Annotated in this window: 15 protein-coding genes and 7 pseudogenes; 13 read left to right on the top strand and 9 right to left on the bottom strand. The window is 52.2% G+C overall.

What is annotated here, in order from left to right; all coding sequences use genetic code 11:
* Positions 1 to 13 precede the first annotated feature (13 nt).
* Positions 14 to 1,012: an inorganic phosphate transporter gene (locus tag GC56T3_RS03065; RefSeq protein ID WP_013144348.1), complete on the top strand. Its 999-nt coding sequence runs from the start codon at positions 14 to 16 to the stop codon at positions 1,010 to 1,012.
* A 109-nt stretch (positions 1,013 to 1,121) separates the two neighbouring features.
* On the opposite strand, the gene GC56T3_RS03070 is transcribed toward GC56T3_RS03065, so the two are convergent.
* Positions 1,122 to 1,727, bottom strand: coding sequence for a biotin transporter BioY (locus tag GC56T3_RS03070; RefSeq protein WP_013144349.1), 606 nt, complete (start codon positions 1,725 to 1,727; stop codon positions 1,122 to 1,124).
* Positions 1,728 to 1,994: 267 nt separating this feature from the next.
* Here GC56T3_RS03070 and GC56T3_RS03075 point away from each other — a divergent pair.
* Together GC56T3_RS03075 and GC56T3_RS19550 are read left to right on the top strand one after the other, a co-directional pair.
* Positions 1,995 to 3,274: pseudogene (locus GC56T3_RS03075) on the top strand (IS110 family transposase).
* Positions 3,275 to 3,670: 396 nt separating this feature from the next.
* On the top strand, positions 3,671 to 3,829 hold the full coding sequence (locus GC56T3_RS19550; RefSeq protein ID WP_013144350.1) for a hypothetical protein: 159 nt from the start codon (positions 3,671 to 3,673) through the stop codon (positions 3,827 to 3,829).
* Between the two features lie 425 nt (positions 3,830 to 4,254).
* On the opposite strand, the gene GC56T3_RS03080 is transcribed toward GC56T3_RS19550, so the two are convergent.
* A complete protein-coding gene (locus GC56T3_RS03080; protein WP_041468196.1) occupies positions 4,255 to 5,913 on the bottom strand; it encodes an IS1634 family transposase in 1,659 nt (552 codons plus the stop codon).
* A gap of 397 nt (positions 5,914 to 6,310) precedes the next feature.
* On the opposite strand from GC56T3_RS03080, the gene GC56T3_RS19865 reads away from it, so the two are divergent.
* The 3 genes and pseudogenes from GC56T3_RS19865 (at position 6,311) to GC56T3_RS03095 (ending at position 9,057) form a co-directional block, all read left to right on the top strand.
* Positions 6,311 to 6,874 carry a DUF6431 domain-containing protein gene (locus GC56T3_RS19865; protein ID WP_041468197.1) on the top strand — a complete coding sequence of 188 codons (564 nt, stop codon included), beginning with the start codon at positions 6,311 to 6,313 and terminating at the stop codon, positions 6,872 to 6,874.
* A 141-nt stretch (positions 6,875 to 7,015) separates the two neighbouring features.
* A pseudogene (locus GC56T3_RS03090) lies at positions 7,016 to 8,264 on the top strand (IS481 family transposase).
* Positions 8,257 to 9,057, top strand: coding sequence for an ExeA family protein (locus GC56T3_RS03095; RefSeq protein ID WP_041468198.1), 801 nt, complete (start codon positions 8,257 to 8,259; stop codon positions 9,055 to 9,057). Before GC56T3_RS03090 ends, GC56T3_RS03095 begins: the two are co-directional and overlap by 8 nt.
* 214 nt (positions 9,058 to 9,271) lie before the next feature.
* Here the strand turns inward: GC56T3_RS03095 and GC56T3_RS03100 are convergent.
* A pseudogene (locus tag GC56T3_RS03100) lies at positions 9,272 to 9,754 on the bottom strand (transposase); the annotation flags it as partial.
* A 168-nt stretch (positions 9,755 to 9,922) separates the two neighbouring features.
* On the opposite strand from GC56T3_RS03100, the pseudogene GC56T3_RS03105 reads away from it, so the two are divergent.
* Positions 9,923 to 11,113: pseudogene (locus GC56T3_RS03105) on the top strand (IS1634 family transposase); the annotation flags it as partial.
* Positions 11,114 to 11,203: 90 nt separating this feature from the next.
* Here GC56T3_RS03105 and GC56T3_RS03110 read toward each other — a convergent pair.
* Positions 11,204 to 11,686: pseudogene (locus GC56T3_RS03110) on the bottom strand (transposase); the annotation flags it as partial.
* Between the two features lie 169 nt (positions 11,687 to 11,855).
* Between GC56T3_RS03110 and GC56T3_RS03115 the strand changes: the two are divergent.
* A pseudogene (locus tag GC56T3_RS03115) lies at positions 11,856 to 13,523 on the top strand (IS1634 family transposase).
* 90 nt (positions 13,524 to 13,613) lie between these two features.
* Here the strand turns inward: GC56T3_RS03115 and GC56T3_RS03120 are convergent.
* Positions 13,614 to 14,804: pseudogene (locus tag GC56T3_RS03120) on the bottom strand (IS1634 family transposase); the annotation flags it as partial.
* Between the two features lie 289 nt (positions 14,805 to 15,093).
* Here GC56T3_RS03120 and GC56T3_RS03125 point away from each other — a divergent pair.
* A complete protein-coding gene (locus GC56T3_RS03125) occupies positions 15,094 to 15,633 on the top strand; it encodes a hypothetical protein (protein ID WP_013144352.1) in 540 nt (179 codons plus the stop codon).
* Positions 15,634 to 15,654: 21 nt separating this feature from the next.
* Entirely contained in the window at positions 15,655 to 15,831 is a 177-nt protein-coding gene (locus tag GC56T3_RS19555; protein WP_013144353.1) for a hypothetical protein, read from the top strand.
* A gap of 485 nt (positions 15,832 to 16,316) precedes the next feature.
* Here the strand turns inward: GC56T3_RS19555 and GC56T3_RS03130 are convergent, their stop codons facing one another.
* From GC56T3_RS03130 to GC56T3_RS03140, 3 genes are all read right to left on the bottom strand, one after another.
* Positions 16,317 to 16,667, bottom strand: a complete 351-nt coding sequence (locus GC56T3_RS03130) for a hypothetical protein (RefSeq protein WP_013144354.1) — start codon at positions 16,665 to 16,667, stop codon at positions 16,317 to 16,319.
* Between the two features lie 120 nt (positions 16,668 to 16,787).
* Positions 16,788 to 18,110: an ArsB/NhaD family transporter gene (locus GC56T3_RS03135; RefSeq protein ID WP_013144355.1), complete on the bottom strand. Its 1,323-nt coding sequence runs from the start codon at positions 18,108 to 18,110 to the stop codon at positions 16,788 to 16,790.
* A 20-nt stretch (positions 18,111 to 18,130) separates the two neighbouring features.
* Positions 18,131 to 18,568, bottom strand: coding sequence for a hypothetical protein (locus tag GC56T3_RS03140; RefSeq protein ID WP_013144356.1), 438 nt, complete (start codon positions 18,566 to 18,568; stop codon positions 18,131 to 18,133).
* Positions 18,569 to 19,044: 476 nt separating this feature from the next.
* Here GC56T3_RS03140 and kapD point away from each other — a divergent pair, with 476 nt between their 5' ends.
* The 3 genes from kapD to GC56T3_RS03155 all read left to right on the top strand — a co-directional run bounded on the left by kapD (position 19,045) and on the right by GC56T3_RS03155 (position 20,537).
* Positions 19,045 to 19,665, top strand: a complete 621-nt coding sequence (gene kapD, locus GC56T3_RS03145; protein ID WP_013144357.1) for a 3'-5' exonuclease KapD — start codon at positions 19,045 to 19,047, stop codon at positions 19,663 to 19,665.
* Positions 19,666 to 19,741: 76 nt separating this feature from the next.
* Positions 19,742 to 19,957, top strand: coding sequence for a hypothetical protein (locus GC56T3_RS03150; protein WP_013144358.1), 216 nt, complete (start codon positions 19,742 to 19,744; stop codon positions 19,955 to 19,957).
* A 55-nt stretch (positions 19,958 to 20,012) separates the two neighbouring features.
* A complete protein-coding gene (locus GC56T3_RS03155) occupies positions 20,013 to 20,537 on the top strand; it encodes a superoxide dismutase family protein (RefSeq protein ID WP_013144359.1) in 525 nt (174 codons plus the stop codon).
* Between the two features lie 245 nt (positions 20,538 to 20,782).
* Here the strand turns inward: GC56T3_RS03155 and GC56T3_RS03160 are convergent, their stop codons facing one another.
* Entirely contained in the window at positions 20,783 to 21,943 is a 1,161-nt protein-coding gene (locus GC56T3_RS03160) for a MalY/PatB family protein (RefSeq protein WP_013144360.1), read from the bottom strand.
* Positions 21,944 to 22,023: the final 80 nt, after the last annotated feature.

Genomic DNA, 22,023 nt, shown 5'->3' on the forward strand with positions numbered 1-22,023 from the left:
GGACGCTGTGTTTATGGATACGATCCTGATTTTAACGATCTGCATCGTCATTTTCGCATTGGCGTTTGACTTTATCAACGGCTTCCATGATACGGCCAACGCCATTGCCACATCGGTGTCGACAAGGGCGCTCACGCCGCGTCAAGCCATTATTTTGGCTGCGGCGATGAACTTTATCGGCGCGCTCACCTTTACCGGCGTCGCGAAAACGATTACGAAAGACATTGTCGACCCGTTCGCCCTAGAAAATGGGCCGCTCATTATTTTAGCGTCGTTGACATCAGCCATTGCCTGGAATTTGATCACGTGGTATTACGGCATTCCGAGCAGCTCTTCGCACGCGATCATCGGTTCGGTCGCCGGAGCAGCGATTTCCGCGGCTGGGGTTGGGATTTTGAATTATGGCGGGTTTTTGAAAATTTTACAATCGCTGATTCTTTCCCCGTTTTTGGCGTTAGGGGTCGGCTTTATCATTATGAGCATTTTTCGTTTTATCTTTAAAAACGCCAACTTATACAGCACGACGAGGGGTTTTCGGATGTTTCAAATTGTGACCGCGGCGTTTCAGGCGTATACGCACGGAACAAACGACGCTCAAAAAGCGATGGGGATCATTACGATGGCGTTAATCGCCGGCGGATACCACGCGACGACCGACATTCCTGAATGGGTGCGCATTTCTGCCGCCTTGGCCATGGGGTTGGGAACGGCTGTTGGTGGGTGGAAGATCATTAAAACGGTCGGTGGAAAAATTATGAAAATCCGTCCGATCAACGGAGCGGCGGCTGATTTGTCGTCCGCACTCGTCATTCTTTCGGCGACGATGTTCCACTTGCCGGTCAGCACGACGCACGTCATTTCCTCGGCCATCATGGGGGTCGGCGCCGCCCAACGGGTGAAAGGCGTCAAATGGGGCGTCGCTCGCCGCATTGTGCTGACATGGATCATCACCTTGCCGGTGTCAGCGTTGATTGCTGGGTTTGTGTACCAGGTTCTCCGTTTATTTTTCTAACTAATGAAAGAGGGTGTCCCAACAGATCGGGACACCCTTTCTTATTGTTTTTCCTATGTTGTGTTTTGTTTAAGGAAAATTTCCCTTTTGGGTCAGGCTCTTTTCGTGTTTAGGCCGCCGAACGGTCCGCGGCGGAGGAGCGTCCGATCGCCCGGCAAATCCTTGGGGCGATCAAGCCGGCGACGATCGACAGGAGAATGTCTTTCGGCAGCGGGGCAAGCATCCAGCCCCACACCATGCCGTACGAAAGCCCTTCCGGCGCCTCTGCCCATAGTTTGTACGCCATGTACATCCAGTTCGTGCCGATGACATAGTTGATGACCATGCCAACGAGTGCGGCGGTGACGAAACGGGCCTTGGACGCCGGCTGCGGGCCGCGGTTGATGATCCATCCGGTCGCATAAGCGGCAACGATAAAGGAAAGAATGAAGCCAAATGTCGGTTGGAAAATCATCGACAGTCCGCCGTTGAATTTGGCAAACACCGGCACGCCGGCGAGGCCGACGAGCATATACACAATCATGGCCACCGCACCGAGCCGCCGCCCTAACACCGCGCCGGCAAGGACGCAGAAAAACGTTTGCAGCGTAATGGGAACACCGCCGACGACAAGAAACGGCGCCCACGACGTAATGTTCGCCCCGATTGCCATTAAGGCGACGAACATGGCGGCGAGCGTCATGTCAATCGGTCGAAGCGAAGTCCGTCGTTCCATATGTAAACCCCCTTTTTTTGTTCGTTAACAAAATCGTACCGAACAACCGCTAGGCTGTCAATCCTCTTTTTTCGGCGGATGATAAAGCGGCTTGGGGGGGATGATAAGAAAAACGACTCCTCGAGCGCTTCATGCGGACAACGCGGCGAGGAGCGTGAAAGGAGCATTCCCGTTAGGAGCTTTTCCGGGGACTTGATCAAAAAAAGCCCTCTTGGTATGATGCAGGGGTGTCAAACACATCACTCACCATACCAAGGAGGACTTCAGATGAATTGTACACAAAACTATAAAATTGATCAAGTCACCGAACAAACGCTTGTCGTGGGCATCGATATCGCGAAACGAACCCACTACGCCTGCTTCGTGGATGACCGGGGGCGTGTGCTTCGCAAATCGTTCCCGATCTTCCAGTCGAAAGAGGGCTTTCGCCAGCTGTATGAAGCGATTCAGGAGGCGATGCAAGCGTTCGGAAAGCCGCAGGTGATCGTCGCGGTGGAGCCGACCGGGCACTACTGGTTGAACCTGGCCTACTTCCTCGAGGAGCACGGGATCCCGTTGGTCATGGTCAACCCGGCGCATGTGTGCCGGTCGAAAGAACTCGATGACAACCTGCCGACGAAACATGACGCCAAAGACGCCCTAGTCATCGCCAGACTGGCGAAAGACGGACGATTCCTCGTCCCCCGGCTGCTGCACGAGATCGAAGCCGATTTGCGCGTCGGGAGCACGCTCAAAGAGAAGCTCCGCAAGGAACAGACGGCGGTGAAAAACGCGATCGTCCGCTGGACCGACCGATATTTTCCAGAGTTTTGGACGGTGTTTCGCGACCTGGGGAAAACGGCGCTTTCGGTGCTGGAGTGGACGCCGCTTCCGGCCGATATGGCCAGCCGATCCGCCGAGGAGCTCATCGAGGTGTACCGGCAAAGCGAAGGGCTGAAATGCCCGCAGAAGGCCAAAATTCAGGCGTTGATCGACGCCGCGAAGGACTCGATTGGGGTGACGGAAGGGACGACGATGGCCCGGTTTGAAATCGCCGCGCTCGTCCGCCGATACCGCCAATTGGAGGCTGAGATCGCCGCGTTGGACGCCGAGTTGAAGGCGTTGGTTCAAACGACGATGGAGTATCAATGGCTGAAAACGGTCGACGGGTTGGGAGACGCCACGATCATCGATCTGCTGGCGGAGATCGGCAGCTTCGCCCACTATCGGGACCCGCGTCAATTGGTGAAGTTGGCGGGCCTGACGCTCAAAGAGAACTCCTCCGGCCAGCGCAAAGGGCAAAAGCACATCTCCAAACGGGGACGGAAACGGCTGCGATCGGTGCTGTTTCGGGCGATGATTCCGCTGATCCGGCACAACGAGGCGTTTCGCGAGCTGCAAGAGTATTACACGACCCGCCCCGTCAATCCGCTGACCGGAAAGCAGTCCATCGTCGCATTATGCCGGAAGCTGTTGAATGTGCTGTTTGCGATTTGTACGAAGAACAAGCCTTTGACGCGGAGCGAATGAAACAGGACGTCTTGTCCCAGGTGCAACGGGCGGCCTAAGGCCTCCCCCTGCGAACGGAAGAATCGTTGGACAACAGGATGACACCGGAGAAGCTGGCGTGATTTTATCCATTCGACCTTGAGTCCCCAAAGGAGCTTGGCCGGCCTCCGCCTGATGACGAGACCGAACGAGGGAATGTTGGCGCGAAGACGCCCGGAGACATGGGAGGGTTCGTCCTCATCAGCGACGCGGAGATCCAAAGGGTGCATCGAATACGCTTCTCCCCACGGAAGGAAAATATCCCCAGCCGTGGCCGCGAAGCGCACCCTAGGTCTGTAAGATATCCACAAAACTGAAAAAGGATGTAAGGGATTTTGTCGAAAAATATTTTTTGGACACCCCTGAGGGGCCGAAAAGCCTTGATAAATCAACATTTCTAGAGGGAGGTCTTGTCAATGGAGCGGTTCGTGCCGGATGAAGAGTTGAAGCGGGCGAGCAAAATGGGGGCGAACGAAGACATCATCCATACAAGCAAACACGACGACGGCTACGATTTGCGCACCCCGGCGGAAATCGGGAAGCGGCAGCCGACGGATGAAAACGGCAATTCGTGAAAGCAGCGAAGGATTGGGGGCGGATGGACGGGAAAAAACGGTCTTGGACCGGGGGATCGAGCGAAAAAAGATGGCCGCCTCCCTATCGTGTTCTCTTAGAGTGGTCTCGTCGTTCTGATAAAATGCTGGGGGCTCGAATGTGTTACTCATTTTTCAGTGGTTTTTTCGGCATGAAAGGAATAGAAGGAAACGAATTGATTGATTTTTATGAATAAATGCCTATTTTTGATATGGTAATAAAGTTCCTTTTTTTTTATTTACAGTAAAATTTTAATTGTAAATATATAGTTGTTTTACCTCACATTTCGCACCCTAACAAGGTCAAAACAAAGGATTTTTTATTTAGTTTTTCAGAATAACTTTTTGACCAACACAACGAGCGATGGCAATCCTTTTTTTACCATCGCTAGTCGTTCTGTATCATGTTAGACGTAGATGCTCTCATCCATGCCCAATCCCTGCAGAATCCTTCGCTGATCCGGGTTGAGGGAGCGATCCAGTGCGCGTTGGATGCGCCCGTCTGGCAGCTCCAGCAGGATGACGTTCACATATTGAAACAGCTGAAAAATCACCTGTCCCGTTGGCCGGGTCAGCTTGCGGCCTCCAGCCCCTTTTAACGGGCGTTCTGGTGTGATGAACTGACGCACCCGGCGCTGAAAAACGCGGTAAATCGCCAAGGCCAAGAGAAATAGATAGCCCAATACGGCGACCCGTTCTGGTTTTTTGACATAAATCTCATCCGTGAAAAACGGATCTTTCAAAAACGCGAAGTTCATTTCCACCGAGATTTGCCCTTTATACAGCTTCAAGATCTCTTGGGCATCCATTTGTTGGCCCTTCCATTCCTTCGGAACGGTCGTGACGAGGACAAACCGGGACGCTTTCCGCCTCGCCTGTTCCCATGCCGGTTGGTCGAATTCGACGTTCAGGCGCAAGAGATACAGCGTCTCCGTCTCGGGTTCCGCCCCTTTTTTCGGCCGTCCGCGCCGTTTTTTCGGACGCACGATCTCTTCGACCGCGGCCTCCACTCGATGAAACCGAGGGCGAAGGGACGCCTTGAGGGACGTCAAGGCTTGTTCGGCGTCTTCGCGGCAGGAGAAGGGGTGGCGCTCCCAACGGACTTGTTCCTCGCGAAGAAGCTCCGCTTCTTTGACCCGCTCTTTTTCGAGCGTCTTTCCTTTGCGCTGGTCGAGCGCGCTCGATTCGACGACGATCAGCCGAACCGGGTGGCCTTCATAGGTCGCGGCCGTTTCCCATACCCGATGCGTGGCGCCGTTTCTCTCCGCTAGGGTAAAGGGTTCGCTCCACGGGATGTGAGGCGAATCGGCCTCCGCTAATGCCCGTTTCACGATTCGAAGCGACGAAGGGCCTCTGGTGATCAAAAAGGCTCGGGCGGCTTTTGTCTGCGCCAAGGTGTCTTTCGTCATCGCGGCGGAATCGGCCACGTAAATCCATTCGTCGTCGATCTTGGCTTGTTTGAACTGTTCGTGGATCCGCGACAGCACCTCAGGATTCCACGCCTTATCCGATAGATTGCCGTCATGCACATCGCCGTAAAACGGGATGCCGTCCTCGTTGCCGACCAGCCCGAAGCCGATCTGTTTTTGCCAACGGTGATGGCGGTTATAGCCATGTGTGATCTGCAAAGCCTCCAACGAGGCCGATTCATACGCTCCGTAAACCGTCTTGTCCGTCGTATCAGCGTGAAAGGCTCGGAGGGAAAGGCCTTCTTTGCGATAAATGTGAATCAAGCAAGTGCTGATGACCTTGTGAATATCGGCCTCATACAAGCGGTCGAGATGACGGGCCAAGGCATCGTCGTTCAACCAGGAAGGCTGGAGACCGGGACGGATGAGTTTCTCCAGATCGATCTCCTGAGCCCATCGTTCTAAGTGAACCAGGGCTTGCCGGCCGTCAAATAGATTGTAAAGGATGGCTTGAACGGCATCGCTGACTCGCGTTTGGCATTGTGGATCGACGGGCACAAGATGGTCAATCAAGTGGGGGAGGTCGAGTTTTTTGACTAGAACACTTATTATATTCAAATAACCATTACGATAGACCCTTTTGACTTTCACATTCATGAGAGAAAAACTCCTTTACGTTCCTTGTGTGTCAAGGATTCATTCGACATCGGAATGAAAAAATCCTCCCGATTTTCGTCGGGAGGGTGCGAAATGTGAGATGCATTATAGTCAAGAAACATTAGTTAATCATTGGGGGAATGATTGATGAGGAAAATACTTTATTTGATCATTGCTATGAGTTTATTTTTTATACCATTTAATGTTTCAATAGCAGGCGCTGAAACACAATCAGATCAGGAGTGTAAATTATCATTTTATTTCAGCACAAAACACCCATTTTTTTGCACATTCTTTCAGAAAGCCCTCTCCCCTTTTCTGAAGGAATGTGCTAATTTTTTTGTGAATTGTTTCGGACGAAGATTTCCATTCGTTTCAAGGAGAGGGGGAAGGAAGTGTGATCCAGTTTCACGACTTTGGCATTGACATTCAAACGTATACGGATCGTGGGAAAGGGAACGATTTTCCCGACGTGAACCAATGCCCCCACTGTCCATCCCGCCGCCCCTTGCATCGTCACGGATACTACCAACGCTATGCGTTGACGGCAGAGGGGGAGTATCACCTTTGGATCGCACGATATCGCTGTCAAGAGTGTCGCAAAACCGTGAGTGTGCTACCTTCTTTCCTCCTCCCGTATGTTCAATATACACGATCGGTTATTTGGCAAGCGGTCAAAACGTGGCTGGAAACGCCAAGGCGAGGAGCGAAGACCAAACAGGTTGGTTTTCCCACCAAGGAGGTCATCTTATTTTATGTCCGACGATTTTTACGGAATCTCTCCCGCTTGCATCACGCGGCGGTGAGAAGGTGGGGGATCATCGGCCCTGTAGGGAACGCAAGAACGGAACGGGCGGTCTGGTGGATGCAGACCTTGGAGGGACGGGGGGTGGGCTCGATCATCCAAGACCTGTGGACAAACGAGAGGTGGCATCCGTTTGCGGATCAAATGGTTTCCTAATATCCCTCCTAACACCAAAAATGGAGATGATTGATGTTCCCACAAACCCTTCCTCTCGACGAATCTCGAGCCGTTTCGTAAGATAGGAGGCAGAGGGACCGGGACGGTCCAACATCACAGGGAGACAGGGAGGAGATCCGGATGGATGAATCGATGAGACACGACATCGCGCTGTTTCGGTACGGGCTGATCGCTCCGTTGGTGAATGGCCAGGTGGAGCCCAAAGCGTATTTGAATGAGGTGGGCGGGCGAGTGCATTCGATTCCTCATCAAGGGGACAAACCCATTGCGGCGAAGACGATTCTGGATTGGTGTGCCCGATACAAAAAAGGGGGCTTCGACGCCTTGAAGCCGAGGCGCCGTTCGGACCGCGGCCGCTCCAGACGTCTGTCCCCCGATGATGAGGATCATATTCTAGCATTGAGGAAGGAACATCCCACCATGCCCGTGACCCTATTCTACGAACAACTCACCAAGCAGGGGGACATTCCCACCACCCTCTCATACTTTACTATATACCGACTGTTGAAAAAACACAACCTGGTGGGAAAAGAAATCTTGCCGATGCCGGAGCGAAAGCGTTTTGCGTATGACCAGATCAATGAGCTATGGCAAGGGGACTTATCCCATGGACCCACGATTCGAGTCAATAGGAAAGCCCAGAAAACGTTTTTGATCGCCTATATCGATGACTGCTCGCGGTTGGTGCCGTATGTATAGTTTCCCTTCGGAGAAGTTTGACGGGCTGCGGATCGTCACAAAGGAAGCGGTGCTTCGTTGCGGGAAGCCGAAGCGCATTTACTCGGACAATGGGAAAATTTATCGATCCGAGGTGCTGCAGTATGCGTGCGCCGAGATGGGGATTACACTCATCCACACTCAGCCGTATGACCCGCAAAGCAAGGGAAAAATCGAACGGTTCTTCCGCACCGTACAGACACGGTTTTATCCACTGTTGGAGCTGAATCCGCCGAAATCGCTTGACGAGTTGAACGAGCGTTTTTGGAAGTGGCTTGAAGAAGAGTATCATCGAAAGCCTCACGCCTCGCTGGATGGGAAAACGCCGCATGAGGTGTTTCAGTCCCAAGTGGAACGAGTGGTGTGGATCGAAGACATCGATTGGCTGGATGCGATTTTTCTGAAACGGGAGCACCGCAAGGTGAAAGCCGATGGCACGATCACCCTGAATAAACAGCTATACGAAGTGCCGCCTCGGTTCATTGGGCAATCGATTGAGCTCCGCTATGACGAACGAGGCGTCTATGTGTACGAAGATGGCAAACGGGTGGCGGAAGCCATTCGGGTGCGTTTGGAGGATAACGCCTATGTGAAGCGCCACCGGTCGCCGTTTGCGGCGGTTTCGGCGAAGGAGGGCGAACAGGATGTATAAAACGTTTTATTCCCTCTCGCGGGAGCCGTTTGCGAAAGAAACCGACCCGTCCGAGGCGTATCAAGGGGCGGCGTTTCAAGAAGCGTTGCGGGCGCTGGAGTACGTGAAGCGAACGCGGGGAATCGGGCTGTTGATCGGAGAGCCGGGGGCGGGCAAGACGTTCGCCCTTCGGGCGCTGAAAGAGTCATTGAATCCATCATTGTATCATGTCGTCTACTTTCCGTTATCCACCGGAGGCGTGATGGATTTTTACCGCGGTCTGGCCCTTGGGTTGGGGGAAGAACCGAAATACCGCAAGGTGGACCTCTTCCGCCAAATCCAGCAGGCGATCGAGCGATTGCATCATGAACGACGGATCACGCCGGTGTTCATTTTGGACGAGATGCATTTAGCAAAGGATGCATTTTTACAGGACATCGCCATCTTGTTCAACTTTGAGATGGATTCGACCAACCCATTTGTCTTGATTTTGGCCGGGCTGCCCCATTTACAGGGGAAGCTGCGGCTCAATCAGCACCGCCCTCTCGACCAGCGGATCATCATGCGATGCCGGATGGGGCCGCTGGAGAAGGAAGAGGTGGCGGGCTACATCGAGCATCGGATGAAACAGGCCGGGGCGAAGCATCCGATCTTCACCCCATCGGCGTTAGAGGCGATTGCCCTGCAATCACGTGGTTGGCCCCGTGTCATCAACACGTTGGCCACGACTTGCCTGCTGTACGGGCATCAGCTGAAAAAGGACGTCATTGACGAAGAAGTGGTGCGCATGGCTGCAGAGGAAATGGGGTATTAGCACGAAAGGGGCCAAATCGGCCTCTTTTGTGCTTTCTCTTTTCCATCGGTCCATCAGGCGCGCTGGAAATCTTCATCTGAAAGAGCGTGCAAACGTTCCGAAAGAATGTGCAAAATCCGGAACCCGAGTTCGACAGTCACTAGGCAAACAAAATGCCTCTCGCCCCTTGAGGCAAAAGGGACGAGAGACATTTGGGCACACTTTGGGCGTGTATCTAGGCGCGAGGATGGATGCCTAGGATCTTCGGAGGAGGCTCCAGCCCTAGAGCCGCAAAGAATTGAGCCTGTTTGGCCGTCAGTTCGGTTCGTTGATAAAGGTCGCCGTTTTTGGAAGAAAAATGTCCAAGCATAAGACGCTCACATTCATCCCTTACTTTCGGCCACGATTCATGGGTTCGGATCTCCACGATCCGAACTAACAAGAGAGCAAGCCAACTGAGTAGCACATGCGCCCGAATGCGGTCTTCCAAGCGATGATACATAGGTCGCAATTCCAATGTAGACTTCAATGTTCGGAAGGCCTGCTCAATATCCACCAGCTGCTTATACCCGATGGCGACATCTTCGGCAGACAAGGTGTCATCGGATGTCCAGATGAGATATTTGCCGTCGTACTTTTCCGCGTCACGAACCGCTTGCTTGTCGATGCGAAGGGTTCCGTCCTTCAACTGGCGCAAGTATTTTCCGTAGGACGGATGGCCCGAGTTCGACAGTTTTGAGGCCATTTTAGGCAAATGAAAATGGTCAAAATGCTGTAATATCAAGGATTTCACGATGCGGATCCTAGAAAAAAACGCCGAATTTCATAGGCACACGATTTATTAATTTTTCTTTTAAAAATAAAGTTTATACGTTATAATATAGGCATGTACATACGACGAGTCACACGCAAAAACAAGAATGGAACAACCGTTGCTTATCTCCAGCTTGCTCACAATGAATGGGATCCAAAGGCCAAATATGCGAAAGCGAAGGTGATTTATTCGTTCGGGCGCGAAGACGAGGTGGATCGCGCCGTCTTGGAACGTCTGGCCAAAAGCATTTCGCGATTCCTTTCTCCTGAGCAGGCTTGGGAAGTCGAAACGTTGACAGGAGAAGCTTCCGATGACTTTCAATTCCAGTCATGCAAACACCTCGGCGGCGTTTGGCTCTTGGATCAGCTCTGGAGACAACTGGGGTTGGGAGAGATTCTCCACTCCTTGTTTACCTCCCGACATCACCAGATTTCGCTGGAACGGCTGATTTTTGCCATGGTGGCCAATCGCGCCCTTCATCCGTCAAGCAAGTTGGCGATGGAGGAGTGGGTGGAGAAAGACGTGTATATCCCTCACCTTCCTCAAGTCGCCAGCCACCAGTTGTACCGGGCGATGGATGAGCTGATGGCCGTACAGCCGGAATTGGAGCGCCAAGTGTTCCATGCCGTGGCCGATTTATTGAATTTGGAAGTCGACTTGATTTACTTCGATACGACTTCGTCGTACTTCGAAGTGGATCCCTCTGAAACACCGGAAGGAGAATCGCTTCGAAAACAAGGATTCTCGAAAGACAAACGCCCAGACTTGGTTCAAATCGTCATTGGGCTGGCTGTCACCCGGGAAGGAATCCCGATTCGCGCTTGGGTATGGCCTGGCAATACCATGGACATGACGGTCATCAAACAGGTGAAACAAGACTTGATTGGCTGGAAGCTTGGACGTGTGATCAGCGTCATGGACCGCGGCTTTTCCTCTGAAGAGAATTTGCGAATCTTGCAACAGGCCGGGGGACACTACATTGTCGGCGAAAAAATGCGATCCGGCAAAGCCGCCGTCGAAGAGGCCTTAAGCCGTCGCGGACGTTATCATGAAGTGGACGAGAATTTGCACATCAAAGAAATCATCGTGGGCGACGGAGAAGCGCGTCAGCGCTATGTTCTCGTGTACAATCCCAGCGAAGCCGAACGCCAACGCAAGGAGCGGGAAACGCTGCTCGAATCGCTGAAAGAGGAGTTAGAAGGGCTTCGCCAACTCCCAAACGAAGCCCATCATAAGGCGACCTGCCGGTTGCGTTCCCATCCCCGAGTTCGACAGTCACTAGGCAAACAAAATGCCTCTCGCCCCTTGAGGCAAAAGGGACGAGAGACATTTGGGCACACTTTGGGCGTGTATCTAGGCGCGAGGATGGATGCCTAGGATCTTCGGAGGAGGCTCCAGCCCTAGAGCCGCAAAGAATTGAGCCTGTTTGGCCGTCAGTTCGGTTCGTTGATAAAGGTCGCCGTTTTTGGAAGAAAAATGTCCAAGCATAAGACGCTCACATTCATCCCTTACTTTCGGCCACGATTCATGGGTTCGGATCTCCACGATCCGAACTAACAAGAGAGCAAGCCAACTGAGTAGCACATGCGCCCGAATGCGGTCTTCCAAGCGATGATACATAGGTCGCAATTCCAATGTAGACTTCAATGTTCGGAAGGCCTGCTCAATATCCACCAGCTGCTTATACCCGATGGCGACATCTTCGGCAGACAAGGTGTCATCGGATGTCCAGATGAGATATTTGCCGTCGTACTTTTCCGCGTCACGAACCGCTTGCTTGTCGATGCGAAGGGTTCCGTCCTTCAACTGGCGCAAGTATTTTCCGTAGGACGGATGGCCCGAGTTCGACAGTTTTGAGGCCATTTTAGGCAAATGAAAATGGTCAAAATGCTGTAATATCAAGGATTTCACGATGCGGATCCTAGAAAAAAACGCCGAATTTCATAGGCACACGATTTATTAATTTTTTCTTTTAAAAATAAAGTTTATACGTTATAATATAGGCATGTACATACGACGAGTCACACGCAAAAACAAGAATGGAACAACCGTTGCTTATCTCCAGCTTGCTCACAATGAATGGGATCCAAAGGCCAAATATGCGAAAGCGAAGGTGATTTATTCGTTCGGGCGCGAAGACGAGGTGGATCGCGCCGTCTTGGAACGTCTGGCCAAAAGCATTTCGCGATTCCTTTCTCCTGAGCAGGCTTGGGAAGTCGAAACGTTGACAGGAGAAGCTTCCGATGACTTTCAATTCCAGTCATGCAAACACCTCGGCGGCGTTTGGCTCTTGGATCAGCTCTGGAGACAACTGGGGTTGGGAGAGATTCTCCACTCCTTGTTTACCTCCCGACATCACCAGATTTCGCTGGAACGGCTGATTTTTGCCATGGTGGCCAATCGCGCCCTTCATCCGTCAAGCAAGTTGGCGATGGAGGAGTGGGTGGAGAAAGACGTGTATATCCCTCACCTTCCTCAAGTCGCCAGCCACCAGTTGTACCGGGCGATGGATGAGCTGATGGCCGTGCAGCCGGAATTGGAACGTCAAGTGTTCCATGCCGTGGCCGATTTATTGAATTTGGAAGTCGACTTGATTTACTTCGATACGACTTCGTCGTACTTCGAAGTGGATCCCTCTGAAACACCGGAAGGAGAATCGCTTCGAAAACAAGGATTCTCGAAAGACAAACGCCCAGACTTGGTTCAAATCGTCATTGGGCTGGCTGTCACCCGGGAAGGAATCCCGATTCGCGCTTGGGTATGGCCTGGCAATACCATGGACATGACGGTCATCAAACAGGTGAAACAAGACTTGATTGGCTGGAAGCTTGGACGTGTGATCAGCGTCATGGACCGCGGCTTTTCCTCTGAAGAGAATTTGCGAATCTTGCAACAGCCGGGGGTCACTACATCGTCGGCGAAAAAATGCGATCCGGCAAAGCCGCCGTCGAAGAGGCCTTAAGCCGTCGCGGACGTTATCATGAAGTGGACGAGAATTTGCACATCAAAGAAATCATCGTCGGCGACGGAGAAGCGCGTCAGCGCTATGTTCTCGTGTACAATCCCAGCGAAGCCGAACGCCAACGCAAGGAGCGAGAAAAGCTGCTCGAATCGCTGAAAGAGGAGTTAGAAGGGCTTCGCCAACTCCCAAACGAAGCCCATCATAAGGCGACCTGCCGGTTGCGTTCCCATCCGTCCTACGGAAAATACTTGCGCCAGTTGAAGGACGGAACCCTTCGCATCGACAAGCAAGCGGTTCGTGACGCGGAAAAGTACGACGGCAAATATCTCATCCGGACATCCGATGACACCTTGTCTGCCGAAGATGTCGCCATCGGGTATAAGCAGCTGGTGGATATTGAGCAGGCCTTCCGAACATTGAAGTCTACATTGGAATTGCGACCTATGTATCATCGCTTGGAAGACCGCATTCGGGCGCATGTGCTACTCAGTTGGCTTGCTCTCTTGTTAGTTCGGATCGTGGAGATCCGAACCCATGAATCGTGGCCGAAAGTAAGGGATGAATGTGAGCGTCTTATGCTTGGACATTTTTCTTCCAAAAACGGCGACCTTTATCAACGAACCGAACTAGACGGCCAAACAGGCTCAATTCTTTGCGGCTCTAGGGCTGGAGCCTCCTCCGAAGATCCTAGGCATCCATCCTCGCGCCTAGATACACGCCCAAAGTGTGCCCAAATGTCTCTCGTCCCTTTTGCCTCAAGGGGCGAGAGGCATTTTGTTTGCCTAGTGACTGTCGAACTCGGGGATGGGAACGCAACCGGCAGGTCGCCTTATGATGGGCTTCGTTTGGGAGTTGGCGAAGCCCTTCTAACTCCTCTTTCAGCGATTCGAGCAGCGTTTCCCGCTCCTTGCGTTGGCGTTCGGCTTCGCTGGGATTGTACACGAGAACATAGCGCTGACGCGCTTCTCCGTCGCCCACGATGATTTCTTTGATGTGCAAATTCTCGTCCACTTCATGATAACGTCCGCGACGGCTTAAGGCCTCTTCGACGGCGGCTTTGCCGGATCGCATTTTTTCGCCGACAATGTAGTGTCCCCCGGCCTGTTGCAAGATTCGCAAATTCTCTTCAGAGGAAAAGCCGCGGTCCATGACGCTGATCACACGTCCAAGCTTCCAGCCAATCAAGTCTTGTTTCACCTGTTTGATGACCGTCATGTCCATGGTATTGCCAGGCCATACCCAAGCGCGAATCGGGATTCCTTCCCGGGTGACAGCCAGCCCAATGACGATTTGAACCAAGTCTGGGCGTTTGTCTTTCGAGAATCCTTGTTTTCGAAGCGATTCTCCTTCCGGTGTTTCAGAGGGATCCACTTCGAAGTACGACGAAGTCGTATCGAAGTAAATCAAGTCGACTTCCAAATTCAATAAATCGGCCACGGCATGGAACACTTGACGTTCCAATTCCGGCTGCACGGCCAGCAGTTCATCCATCGCCCGGTACAACTGGTGGCTGGCGGCTTGAGGAAGGTGAGGGATATACACGTCTTTCTCCACCCACTCCTCCATCGCCAACTTGCTTGACGGATGAAGGGCGCGATTGGCCACCATGGCAAAAATCAGCCGTTCCAGCGAAATCTGGTGATGTCGGGAGGTAAACAAGGAGTGGAGAATCTCTCCCAACCCCAGTTGTCTCCAGAGCTGATCCAAGAGCCAAACGCCGCCGAGGTGTTTGCATGACTGGAATTGAAAGTCATCGGAAGCTTCTCCTGTCAACGTTTCGACTTCCCAAGCCTGCTCAGGAGAAAGGAATCGCGAAATGCTTTTGGCCAGACGTTCCAGGACGGCGCGATCCACCTCGTCTTCGCGCCCGAACGAATAAATCACCTTCGCTTTCGCATATTTGGCCTTTGGATCCCATTCATTGTGAGCAAGCTGGAGATAAGCAACGGTTGTTCCATCCTTGTTTTTGCGTGTGACTCGTCGTATGTACATGCCTATATTATAACGTATAAACTTTATTTTTAAAAGAAAAAATTAATAAATCGTGTGCCTATGAAATTCGGCGTTTTTTCCTAGGATCCGCATTACGAAACCCTTGATATAACAGCATTTTGGTCATTTCCATTTGCCTAAAATGACCTCAAAACTGTCGAACTCGGGCCGGAACAATCCGCAAAAATTTTGCACATTATTTCAGAATCCATCTGAAATAATTTGAAAAAGGGATTCTGAAATAATGTGCTAATTTACACAGGAGGGAAAAGAGGAAGCATTAACAACAGTGGAAGATATATATAGAACTTCGTATAAAGGAGTTGAAATTATTATTAATTCCTCTAACAGTATGATTACACCTGAAAAAATGATCATTGCGAAGAAAGTGATTGATTCAGAATTATTGAATACATCACATGCTTTTATTTTAAACAGCAACCAAGTGAAGCCTCAAGTGATCCCTAACCCAGGAGATGGAACGGTTATCGGAACTAGATATTATTCTTTTGATAACGATACCGCTAAATTTGTAAGCAGTGTATTAAAAACAGGATTAACTGCTATCGCTACATTAGCTGGATATACGTTTGGCCCTGGAGCGGCAACAACCATTGCTTCGATTTGTACATTGGCAGGGGAATATATTAATCTAAAACCATACTGGACAACAGTGAAAATCATACGATATTACAGTGATTATTATGATCAGTATATATATGACGCGTATCACTTTGTCTATAGCGACAGCAAGCGCACCAATCTGAAAAAAGTATTTATTTCCGACGATATGATCAAAACGACGGGCAATGTATTGGATACATTCTGATAGAAGGAGAATCTATTGTCCATGAATCGAAAAAAAAGATTTGTCTTAGCTCTCGCCGTGCTGATGGTCATATTCTTTTTCGTCTACATGTTTGAAGAACAAGTGCTGCGCTTTTTAGACTATAAGGTGGTCAAGCTGACGATGTTGATTTCGTTGATCACGATCATTGTCGGGGATATCATCTATCGACGCACGTAATCGGATGCGCAATGTGAACGGAAGGGAATGCCGAGCGCGGTGCCCGGCAAGTTTGTTTAGGCGCCAGACGGCGATGAGACGATCGCTGTCTTTTTTTGGTTCACGAAGGTCGGCGGCGAGAACCGTTTTGGTGTGAAACTCATATTTCGCAACCTTTGCATAATATACAAAAAACAACCCGGATATGCGCATAAAAATAATTTTTTATACAAAAATTGTAAAATAATTAATTTTTATTCGGTCAAACCTGGCTTATTTCGAATTTTTATTCAGGGTGCGAAATGTGAGGTGAAAGGAGCTTCTGGCCCAGCAAGGCGCAAACGACAACACCGCTTCCAGCGCCGTGCATAGTCTGGAAGCGGCGCTATCGCATCGGGCGCGGCCGTTGTGAACGGATGTTGGCAGCCGTCAAAGCGGCGAATGCGAAGAGTGAAGGCTGCTTGCCGCCGTTTTTCCCCTTTCGCCCGCCGCCGCGATGGCGAAGGCTATCCGTGAAAAGGCGGAAACACGTTCCAACGCAAGCCGATGACGAGCTGGCAGCACGGAAACGCGCCGGGGGGCGGCGACAACGTCAGGCGGATGCCGTCGGGATTGAAATATATATCGGTTTTCGAGCGGATGCCAAGCGAGCGGATCAGGCGCTTCACTTCATCCGTTTTTCCTTCTTGGGCGGCCGACATGACCGAGGCCGCAAACGAACGGGACTCGGCCAGTTTTTTCAAAACGGTGGCAGCATCGTTCATCAGCGTCTGCGCCGTAGTGGCGGACTGGGAAAAGAGCGCCGGGTCGATCGGAGGGTACGGGCCGGCCGGCATCCGCGGGAACGGGGTGAACATGGCTGCTTGCGCCTCCTTTCCGAAAATGGAATCCGATATTACGATATGTGCAAACAGCCAAAAAGGAGCGAAGCCAAGCGGCGATTTCGCTCCTTCTTTATGCATTGCGCAGGCGGGGCGTTACAAATAGTGCAGCCATAAATAGGCGTGCGACAAAAGCAAGGCGATGAGCGTGAGCGGCGCGCCGATTTTCAAAAAATCCATGTATGTAAAACCATGCCCTTCGCGCGACGCCATGCCGGCGACAATGACGTTCGCCGAGGCGCCGATGAGCGTCCCGTTCCCGCCGAGGCAGGCGCCGAGCGACAAGGCCCACCATAGCACGTCAATTTGCGGAGCGTCAGGGGACAGCCCCATGCCGACCGCCATATCTTGAATGAGCGGGATCATCGTGGCGACAAACGGAATGTTGTCGATCGTCGCCGAGGCGATGCCGGACAGCCAAAGGATGAAATAGGCGGCTGTGGAAATGTCGCCTCCGGTGACTTCAAGCGTTTTTTCCGCCAATGATTTGATCAGGCCGATGTCAACAAGCCCGCCGACCAAGACAAACAATCCGGCGAAAAAGAAAATCGTGCCCCATTCGATCGAATGAAAGACATCCTCGATTTCGTGCTCCGGAACGGCGATAAGCATGAGCGCGACCGCCCCGGTCATGGCGATGATGGCGGCATCGACGTGAATGGCGGAATGAAAAATAAAGCCAAGGATGGTCAGCCCGAGCACGGCGACCGATTTGCGCATCAGTTTGGCGTCTTGAATGTAGTCGGCATCGCGAAGCTCCATCAGCTTTTGAATCAACGTTGGATCGGTTTTCAGCTGCTTTCGGTAAATGAACGCAAGCAATGCGAGCGTGATGATGGCGATCACTATGACGACTGGCGTCAAGTTGAACAAAAAGGCGTTGAAATCAAGCTGCTTGTTCGCAGAGCCGATCATGATGTTCGGCGGATCGCCGATCAATGTCGCCGTGCCGCCGATGTTGGACAACAGCACTTCGGAGATTAAGTACGGCACCGGGTTCACTTGAAGCATGCGCGTAATGGAGAATGTCACTGGCACGACAAGCAGGACGGTGGTCACGTTGTCCAAAAACGCCGACAGCAGCCCGGTCAACAGTGAAAGCATGATTAAAATGCGGACCGGGCTGCCTTTCGCGAGCTTGGCTGCTTTAATGGCCATGTATTGAAAAAAGCCGGACTTGCTTGTAATGCCGACTAAAATCATCATGCCGATCAGCAGTGTGATCGTTCCCCATTCAATATGGTGAGTAAACGCTTTCTCTGCATCGACGATGCCGAAGATGACCATAAGAGCGGCGCCCAGCAAGGCGATGACCGCGCGGTGAATTTTTTCTGCGATGATCATCGCGTATGTAATCAAGAAAACCGCAATGGCAAAATAATATTGAACGTTTGACACATGTGCGGCAGCATGATCCATTTGTACTCCTCCTTTTCCAGTTATGTCGTCATGTCGTGAAAACCGCTCCCACACGCTGGGCACGTCCAGTCGCGACGCTCGCTCGAGGCTTCACGGACGTAAAACGTAAAGGAACAATGCGGACAAGGAATTTCGCGTACCCGATCGATCAGCATCCGCCGTTTCGGTTCAGCCGGGGCGTCGGTGTCAATGACCTCGACATGTCTGTCATCGCGCGATTCGTCTTCGGCGAGGATGGCTCCTTCCGCTTCCTCCTTCGTACGCCACCTGCCGCCGAGCAAGTGCTGCTCGAGCTGGCTGTGTGAGGAATGTTCAAGCATGTCTTCAGCCAGTTTCATGTACTGACGGTCCGTCAACCCGCTGAACGGAAGGTTCTGCTTCTGTTTTTTCCAATACGCCCGCAGTTGGTCTTCGGTGAAGATCCATGTGACAATCTGATGAATCACGACATTTTTCATCCCATCCACCCTCCTTTTTCTTGATCATATCATAGAAGGCTGGTGGTTTAACAGGAAATGCGGCTCAATCATCGCATTTTTTTCAATGGATCAACCTTATAGGTGCTGCTCTTCTCTTCACCCAAGAAACCATCGGTTTAGGGGAAATGATGGTTGTTTTCTGATCGTATATAAACTCCCATGACCAAAATTTCGTCACCATCGGAAGGATGAAAATGCCTCTATGTTGAACTCTGCAATTTTACGCATTTTGGAGTTCTGGTATTTTCAGGATAGAGATAAGGGAGAAAAAGCGATTGGCTTGAATGAGAAGCGTCCATCTGCCCTTCTTCTTTTTCACCAAGGCTGTCGTTGATTCCTCCGTCATCCGCCTATTTTTCGCCATTTTCTGAAAAAAGAAATAAACAATCGCTTCTGCGTGATATAATAATAGTAAGACGGACGGCAGCAGCGTGCCGGAAAGGGGGGAAGCGACGATGGACAGCCTGCAATATTTGTTTCTCGATTTTGAATTTACGATGCCGGAGACGAAAACAAACCCGAACGGGTTTTGCCCGGAAATTATTGAAGTCGGCCTTGTCGCGGTCGTGGACGATCAGATCATCGGCCAATTTTCTTCCTATGTGAAGCCGCTCCGCTTTCCGCAGCTCACGGAACGGTGCAAGTCATTTCTCAACATCACCCAAGAACAAATCGACCGCGGAATGAGTTTTTATGAGTTGGTTTCCTTGCTTCGGCAATATGACCGCGACCGCCCGACGACGGTGATGACGTGGGGGAGCATGGATATGAAAGTGCTCCGGGAAAACTGCCAATCCGCGCAAGTGGAATTCCCATTCACTGGCGAGCATCGTGATTTAGCCATGGAGTATAAGCGGTTTTTCGGCAACAAAAACCAAACCGCGCTGCGCAAGGCGGTGCAAGAGTACGGCAATGAGGCGGTTGGAAAAGCCCATTGCGCGCTCGATGATGCGTTCACCGCGTATACGATTTTCCGGCTGGTGGAAAACGACAAAAAATATTTGGCGAAGACGAAGCCGCCGACGATCGGGGAACGGATCGATTTGACCCAGCTGCGAAAAAAATTCGCTTTATAGCCTGCTGCGTTGGCGGCGGCTTTTTTATGTTATAATAGAAAGTGGACGATTTTTTAGGCAGAAAGGTTGTTTCCTTATGTGGCCATCGGTGCTGAATTTATTTTTGTACTTTCCGGAAGACAAACGTGAATACATTCCCGCAGCCATTTCGTTTGCTGTCTTTTTCTTGATGGCGGTGTTCACGATGCGGCTCATCATCGTTATCTCCCGGCGGCAAGAGAGGGAAGCGAAGCAACTCGAAGAACAGCTGCTTGGAAAACGAGAGGAACGGAAGGAGCCGCCCGGAGTATAAACGAGCCCCCCTCCGGCAATACTGACGGATAACAAGTGATGCTGGAGGGTGGTTCGTGTTGCGAAAAAGGTACGGTGTGGTGTTCGCTGCGGCGCTCGTGTTGTCCGGCTGCGGCCAAGAGAATGGAACGAGCCGGACGGTGGAGATGATCAATGCGGACGGCGATTCGATCGGTACGATCGAGTTGACTGAACAGGCGGAAGGGGTGCGGCTGAAGCTTGACCTAGAAGGTCTCCCGCCGGGGGAGCACGCCATTCACATCCATGAAAACGGAAGCTGCAAACCGCCCGATTTCCAATCGGCCGGCGGGCATTACAATCCGGATGGGAAAAAGCACGGCCTTTTACACCCGGAGGGAGCGCATGCCGGCGATTTGCCGAACATTATTGTGAAGGATGACGGCACGGTCAACGTCGAGCTGACGGCGCCCAATGTGACGCTGAAAGAAGGAGAGAAAGGCTCGCTGCTTACAAAAGACGGCACGTCGATCGTCATTCACGCCAAGAAAGACGACGGCATGACCCAGCCGGCGGGAGACGCCGGCGGACGGATCGCCTGCGGGGAAATCAAGTCGTCGTGAAACAGGGGCTCGCGCGCGGGCCCCTGTTTCACGTGGCCAGGGCAGCGCTTCGCATGGGAAATGCGAGAAAGTGACGGTTGCACGGCTTCTGCTGCACATGGTTGGCAGAACAGAGAACGGAAAGGAACGATCGTTTGGCTTCATTTGCTCTTTTGGTTTACATGGATGGAGGAACCCCGCAACGGATTCGGCGCTGCTTCTTTTCCCTTTCGCCATCCGCTTGGCCGCTCTTCTTTGGCGCAAAGCTAGCCTAGCGCCGCCGCCAGCCGCCGCAGCCCTTCCTCCAGCGTCGGGCGCGGGCAGGCGATATTCAAACGGATGAAGCCGACGCCTTCGGGACCGAATTTGCTGCCGAATTCGACGGCGAGTTTTCCTTTTTCAAGGAGCCGACGCTTCAGCTCCGCCTCGGAAAGGCCAAGGCCGCGGCAGTCGATCCAAACGAGATACGTCGCTTGCGGCCGGATCACGCGGAGCGGCGGCAAGTGTTCCGCTAAATAGGCAACCGTCATGTCGACGTTTTGCCGCAAGTAATCAAGCAAGGCGTCAAGCCACGGTCCGCCATGGCGGTAGGCCGCTTCCGATCCGACGATGGCGAACGCATTCAGCGTAAAAAAGCCGTGCCGCTGCTGGACGCGGCGGAACGCCCGGCGCCGCGATTCGTTGGGAAGGATGACTTCCGCCGCCTGCAAGCCGGCGAGGTTGAACGTTTTCGTCGGCGCGCGGAACGTGGCGCTTTGCGCAGCCAGCTCTGGGTGGAGCGAGGCAAACGGCGTGTGTTTGGCTGGCGGGAGCGTCAAATCGGCGTGGATTTCGTCGGAAAGGACGAAGACGCCGTGCTTGAGGCAAAGTTCTCCCAGCCGTTCGAGTTCTTCTTTTGTCCATGATTTGCCTCCCGGGTTGTGTGGATGGCAAAGGATGAGAAGTTTGGCATCGGGCAGCTTTCGCTCCAAGTCGTCCCAGTCGATGGCATAGTTGTCTTCCTCAAGGCGCAGCGGACTGAACAGAAGCGTGCGGTCATGACGGCGGACGAGATCAAACAGCGGCCGGTAGACCGGGGAAAAAACGATGATGCGATCCCCTAGTTCGGAAAACGCTTCGATGGCGGCGGCGACCGCCGGCACAACGCCGTGGGCAAACACGAGCCAAGACGGATCGATCGTCCAGTCATGACGGCGTTCAAGCCATTGGCACACCGCTTCTTTGAGTGAATCGGGAATGACGGTGTAGCCGAACACGCCGTGCTCCACCCGTTGCCGCAGCGCTTCTTGCACTTCTTTCGGCGCGGGAAAATCCATATCGGCGACCCACATTGGCCATACGTCTTCGCGGCCGAACACGCGATGAACGTCATCCCATTTCACCGACAGCGTGCCCCGGCGGTCGATGACGCGGTCGAACAGAAACATGATCGCGCCTTCTCCTTTCTCAGCACGCGAACGATGCGGTCCTTTCCCTTCATCGAATGGAAACATTGTTGCATCTTCTC

Origin of the sequence: Geobacillus sp. C56-T3, assembly GCF_000092445.1 — a bacterium.
GTDB classification, from domain to species: Bacteria; Bacillota; Bacilli; order Bacillales; family Anoxybacillaceae; genus Geobacillus; species Geobacillus thermoleovorans.

Bases quoted from the DNA above. Each gene is read 5' to 3' on its own strand.
- GC56T3_RS03065 (WP_013144348.1), top strand. From the start codon at position 14: ATGGATACGATCCTGATTTTAACGATCTGCATCGTCATTTTCGCATTG.
- GC56T3_RS03070 (WP_013144349.1), bottom strand. From the start codon at position 1,727: ATGGAACGACGGACTTCGCTTCGACCGATTGACATGACGCTCGCCGCC.
- GC56T3_RS19550 (WP_013144350.1), top strand. From the start codon at position 3,671: ATGGAGCGGTTCGTGCCGGATGAAGAGTTGAAGCGGGCGAGCAAAATG.
- GC56T3_RS03080 (WP_041468196.1), bottom strand. From the start codon at position 5,913: ATGAATGTGAAAGTCAAAAGGGTCTATCGTAATGGTTATTTGAATATA.
- GC56T3_RS03095 (WP_041468198.1), top strand. From the start codon at position 8,257: ATGTATAAAACGTTTTATTCCCTCTCGCGGGAGCCGTTTGCGAAAGAA.
- GC56T3_RS19555 (WP_013144353.1), top strand. From the start codon at position 15,655: ATGAATCGAAAAAAAAGATTTGTCTTAGCTCTCGCCGTGCTGATGGTC.
- GC56T3_RS03130 (WP_013144354.1), bottom strand. From the start codon at position 16,667: ATGTTCACCCCGTTCCCGCGGATGCCGGCCGGCCCGTACCCTCCGATC.
- GC56T3_RS03135 (WP_013144355.1), bottom strand. From the start codon at position 18,110: ATGGATCATGCTGCCGCACATGTGTCAAACGTTCAATATTATTTTGCC.
- GC56T3_RS03140 (WP_013144356.1), bottom strand. From the start codon at position 18,568: ATGAAAAATGTCGTGATTCATCAGATTGTCACATGGATCTTCACCGAA.
- kapD (WP_013144357.1), top strand. From the start codon at position 19,045: ATGGACAGCCTGCAATATTTGTTTCTCGATTTTGAATTTACGATGCCG.
- GC56T3_RS03150 (WP_013144358.1), top strand. From the start codon at position 19,742: ATGTGGCCATCGGTGCTGAATTTATTTTTGTACTTTCCGGAAGACAAA.
- GC56T3_RS03160 (WP_013144360.1), bottom strand. From the start codon at position 21,943: ATGTTTCTGTTCGACCGCGTCATCGACCGCCGGGGCACGCTGTCGGTG.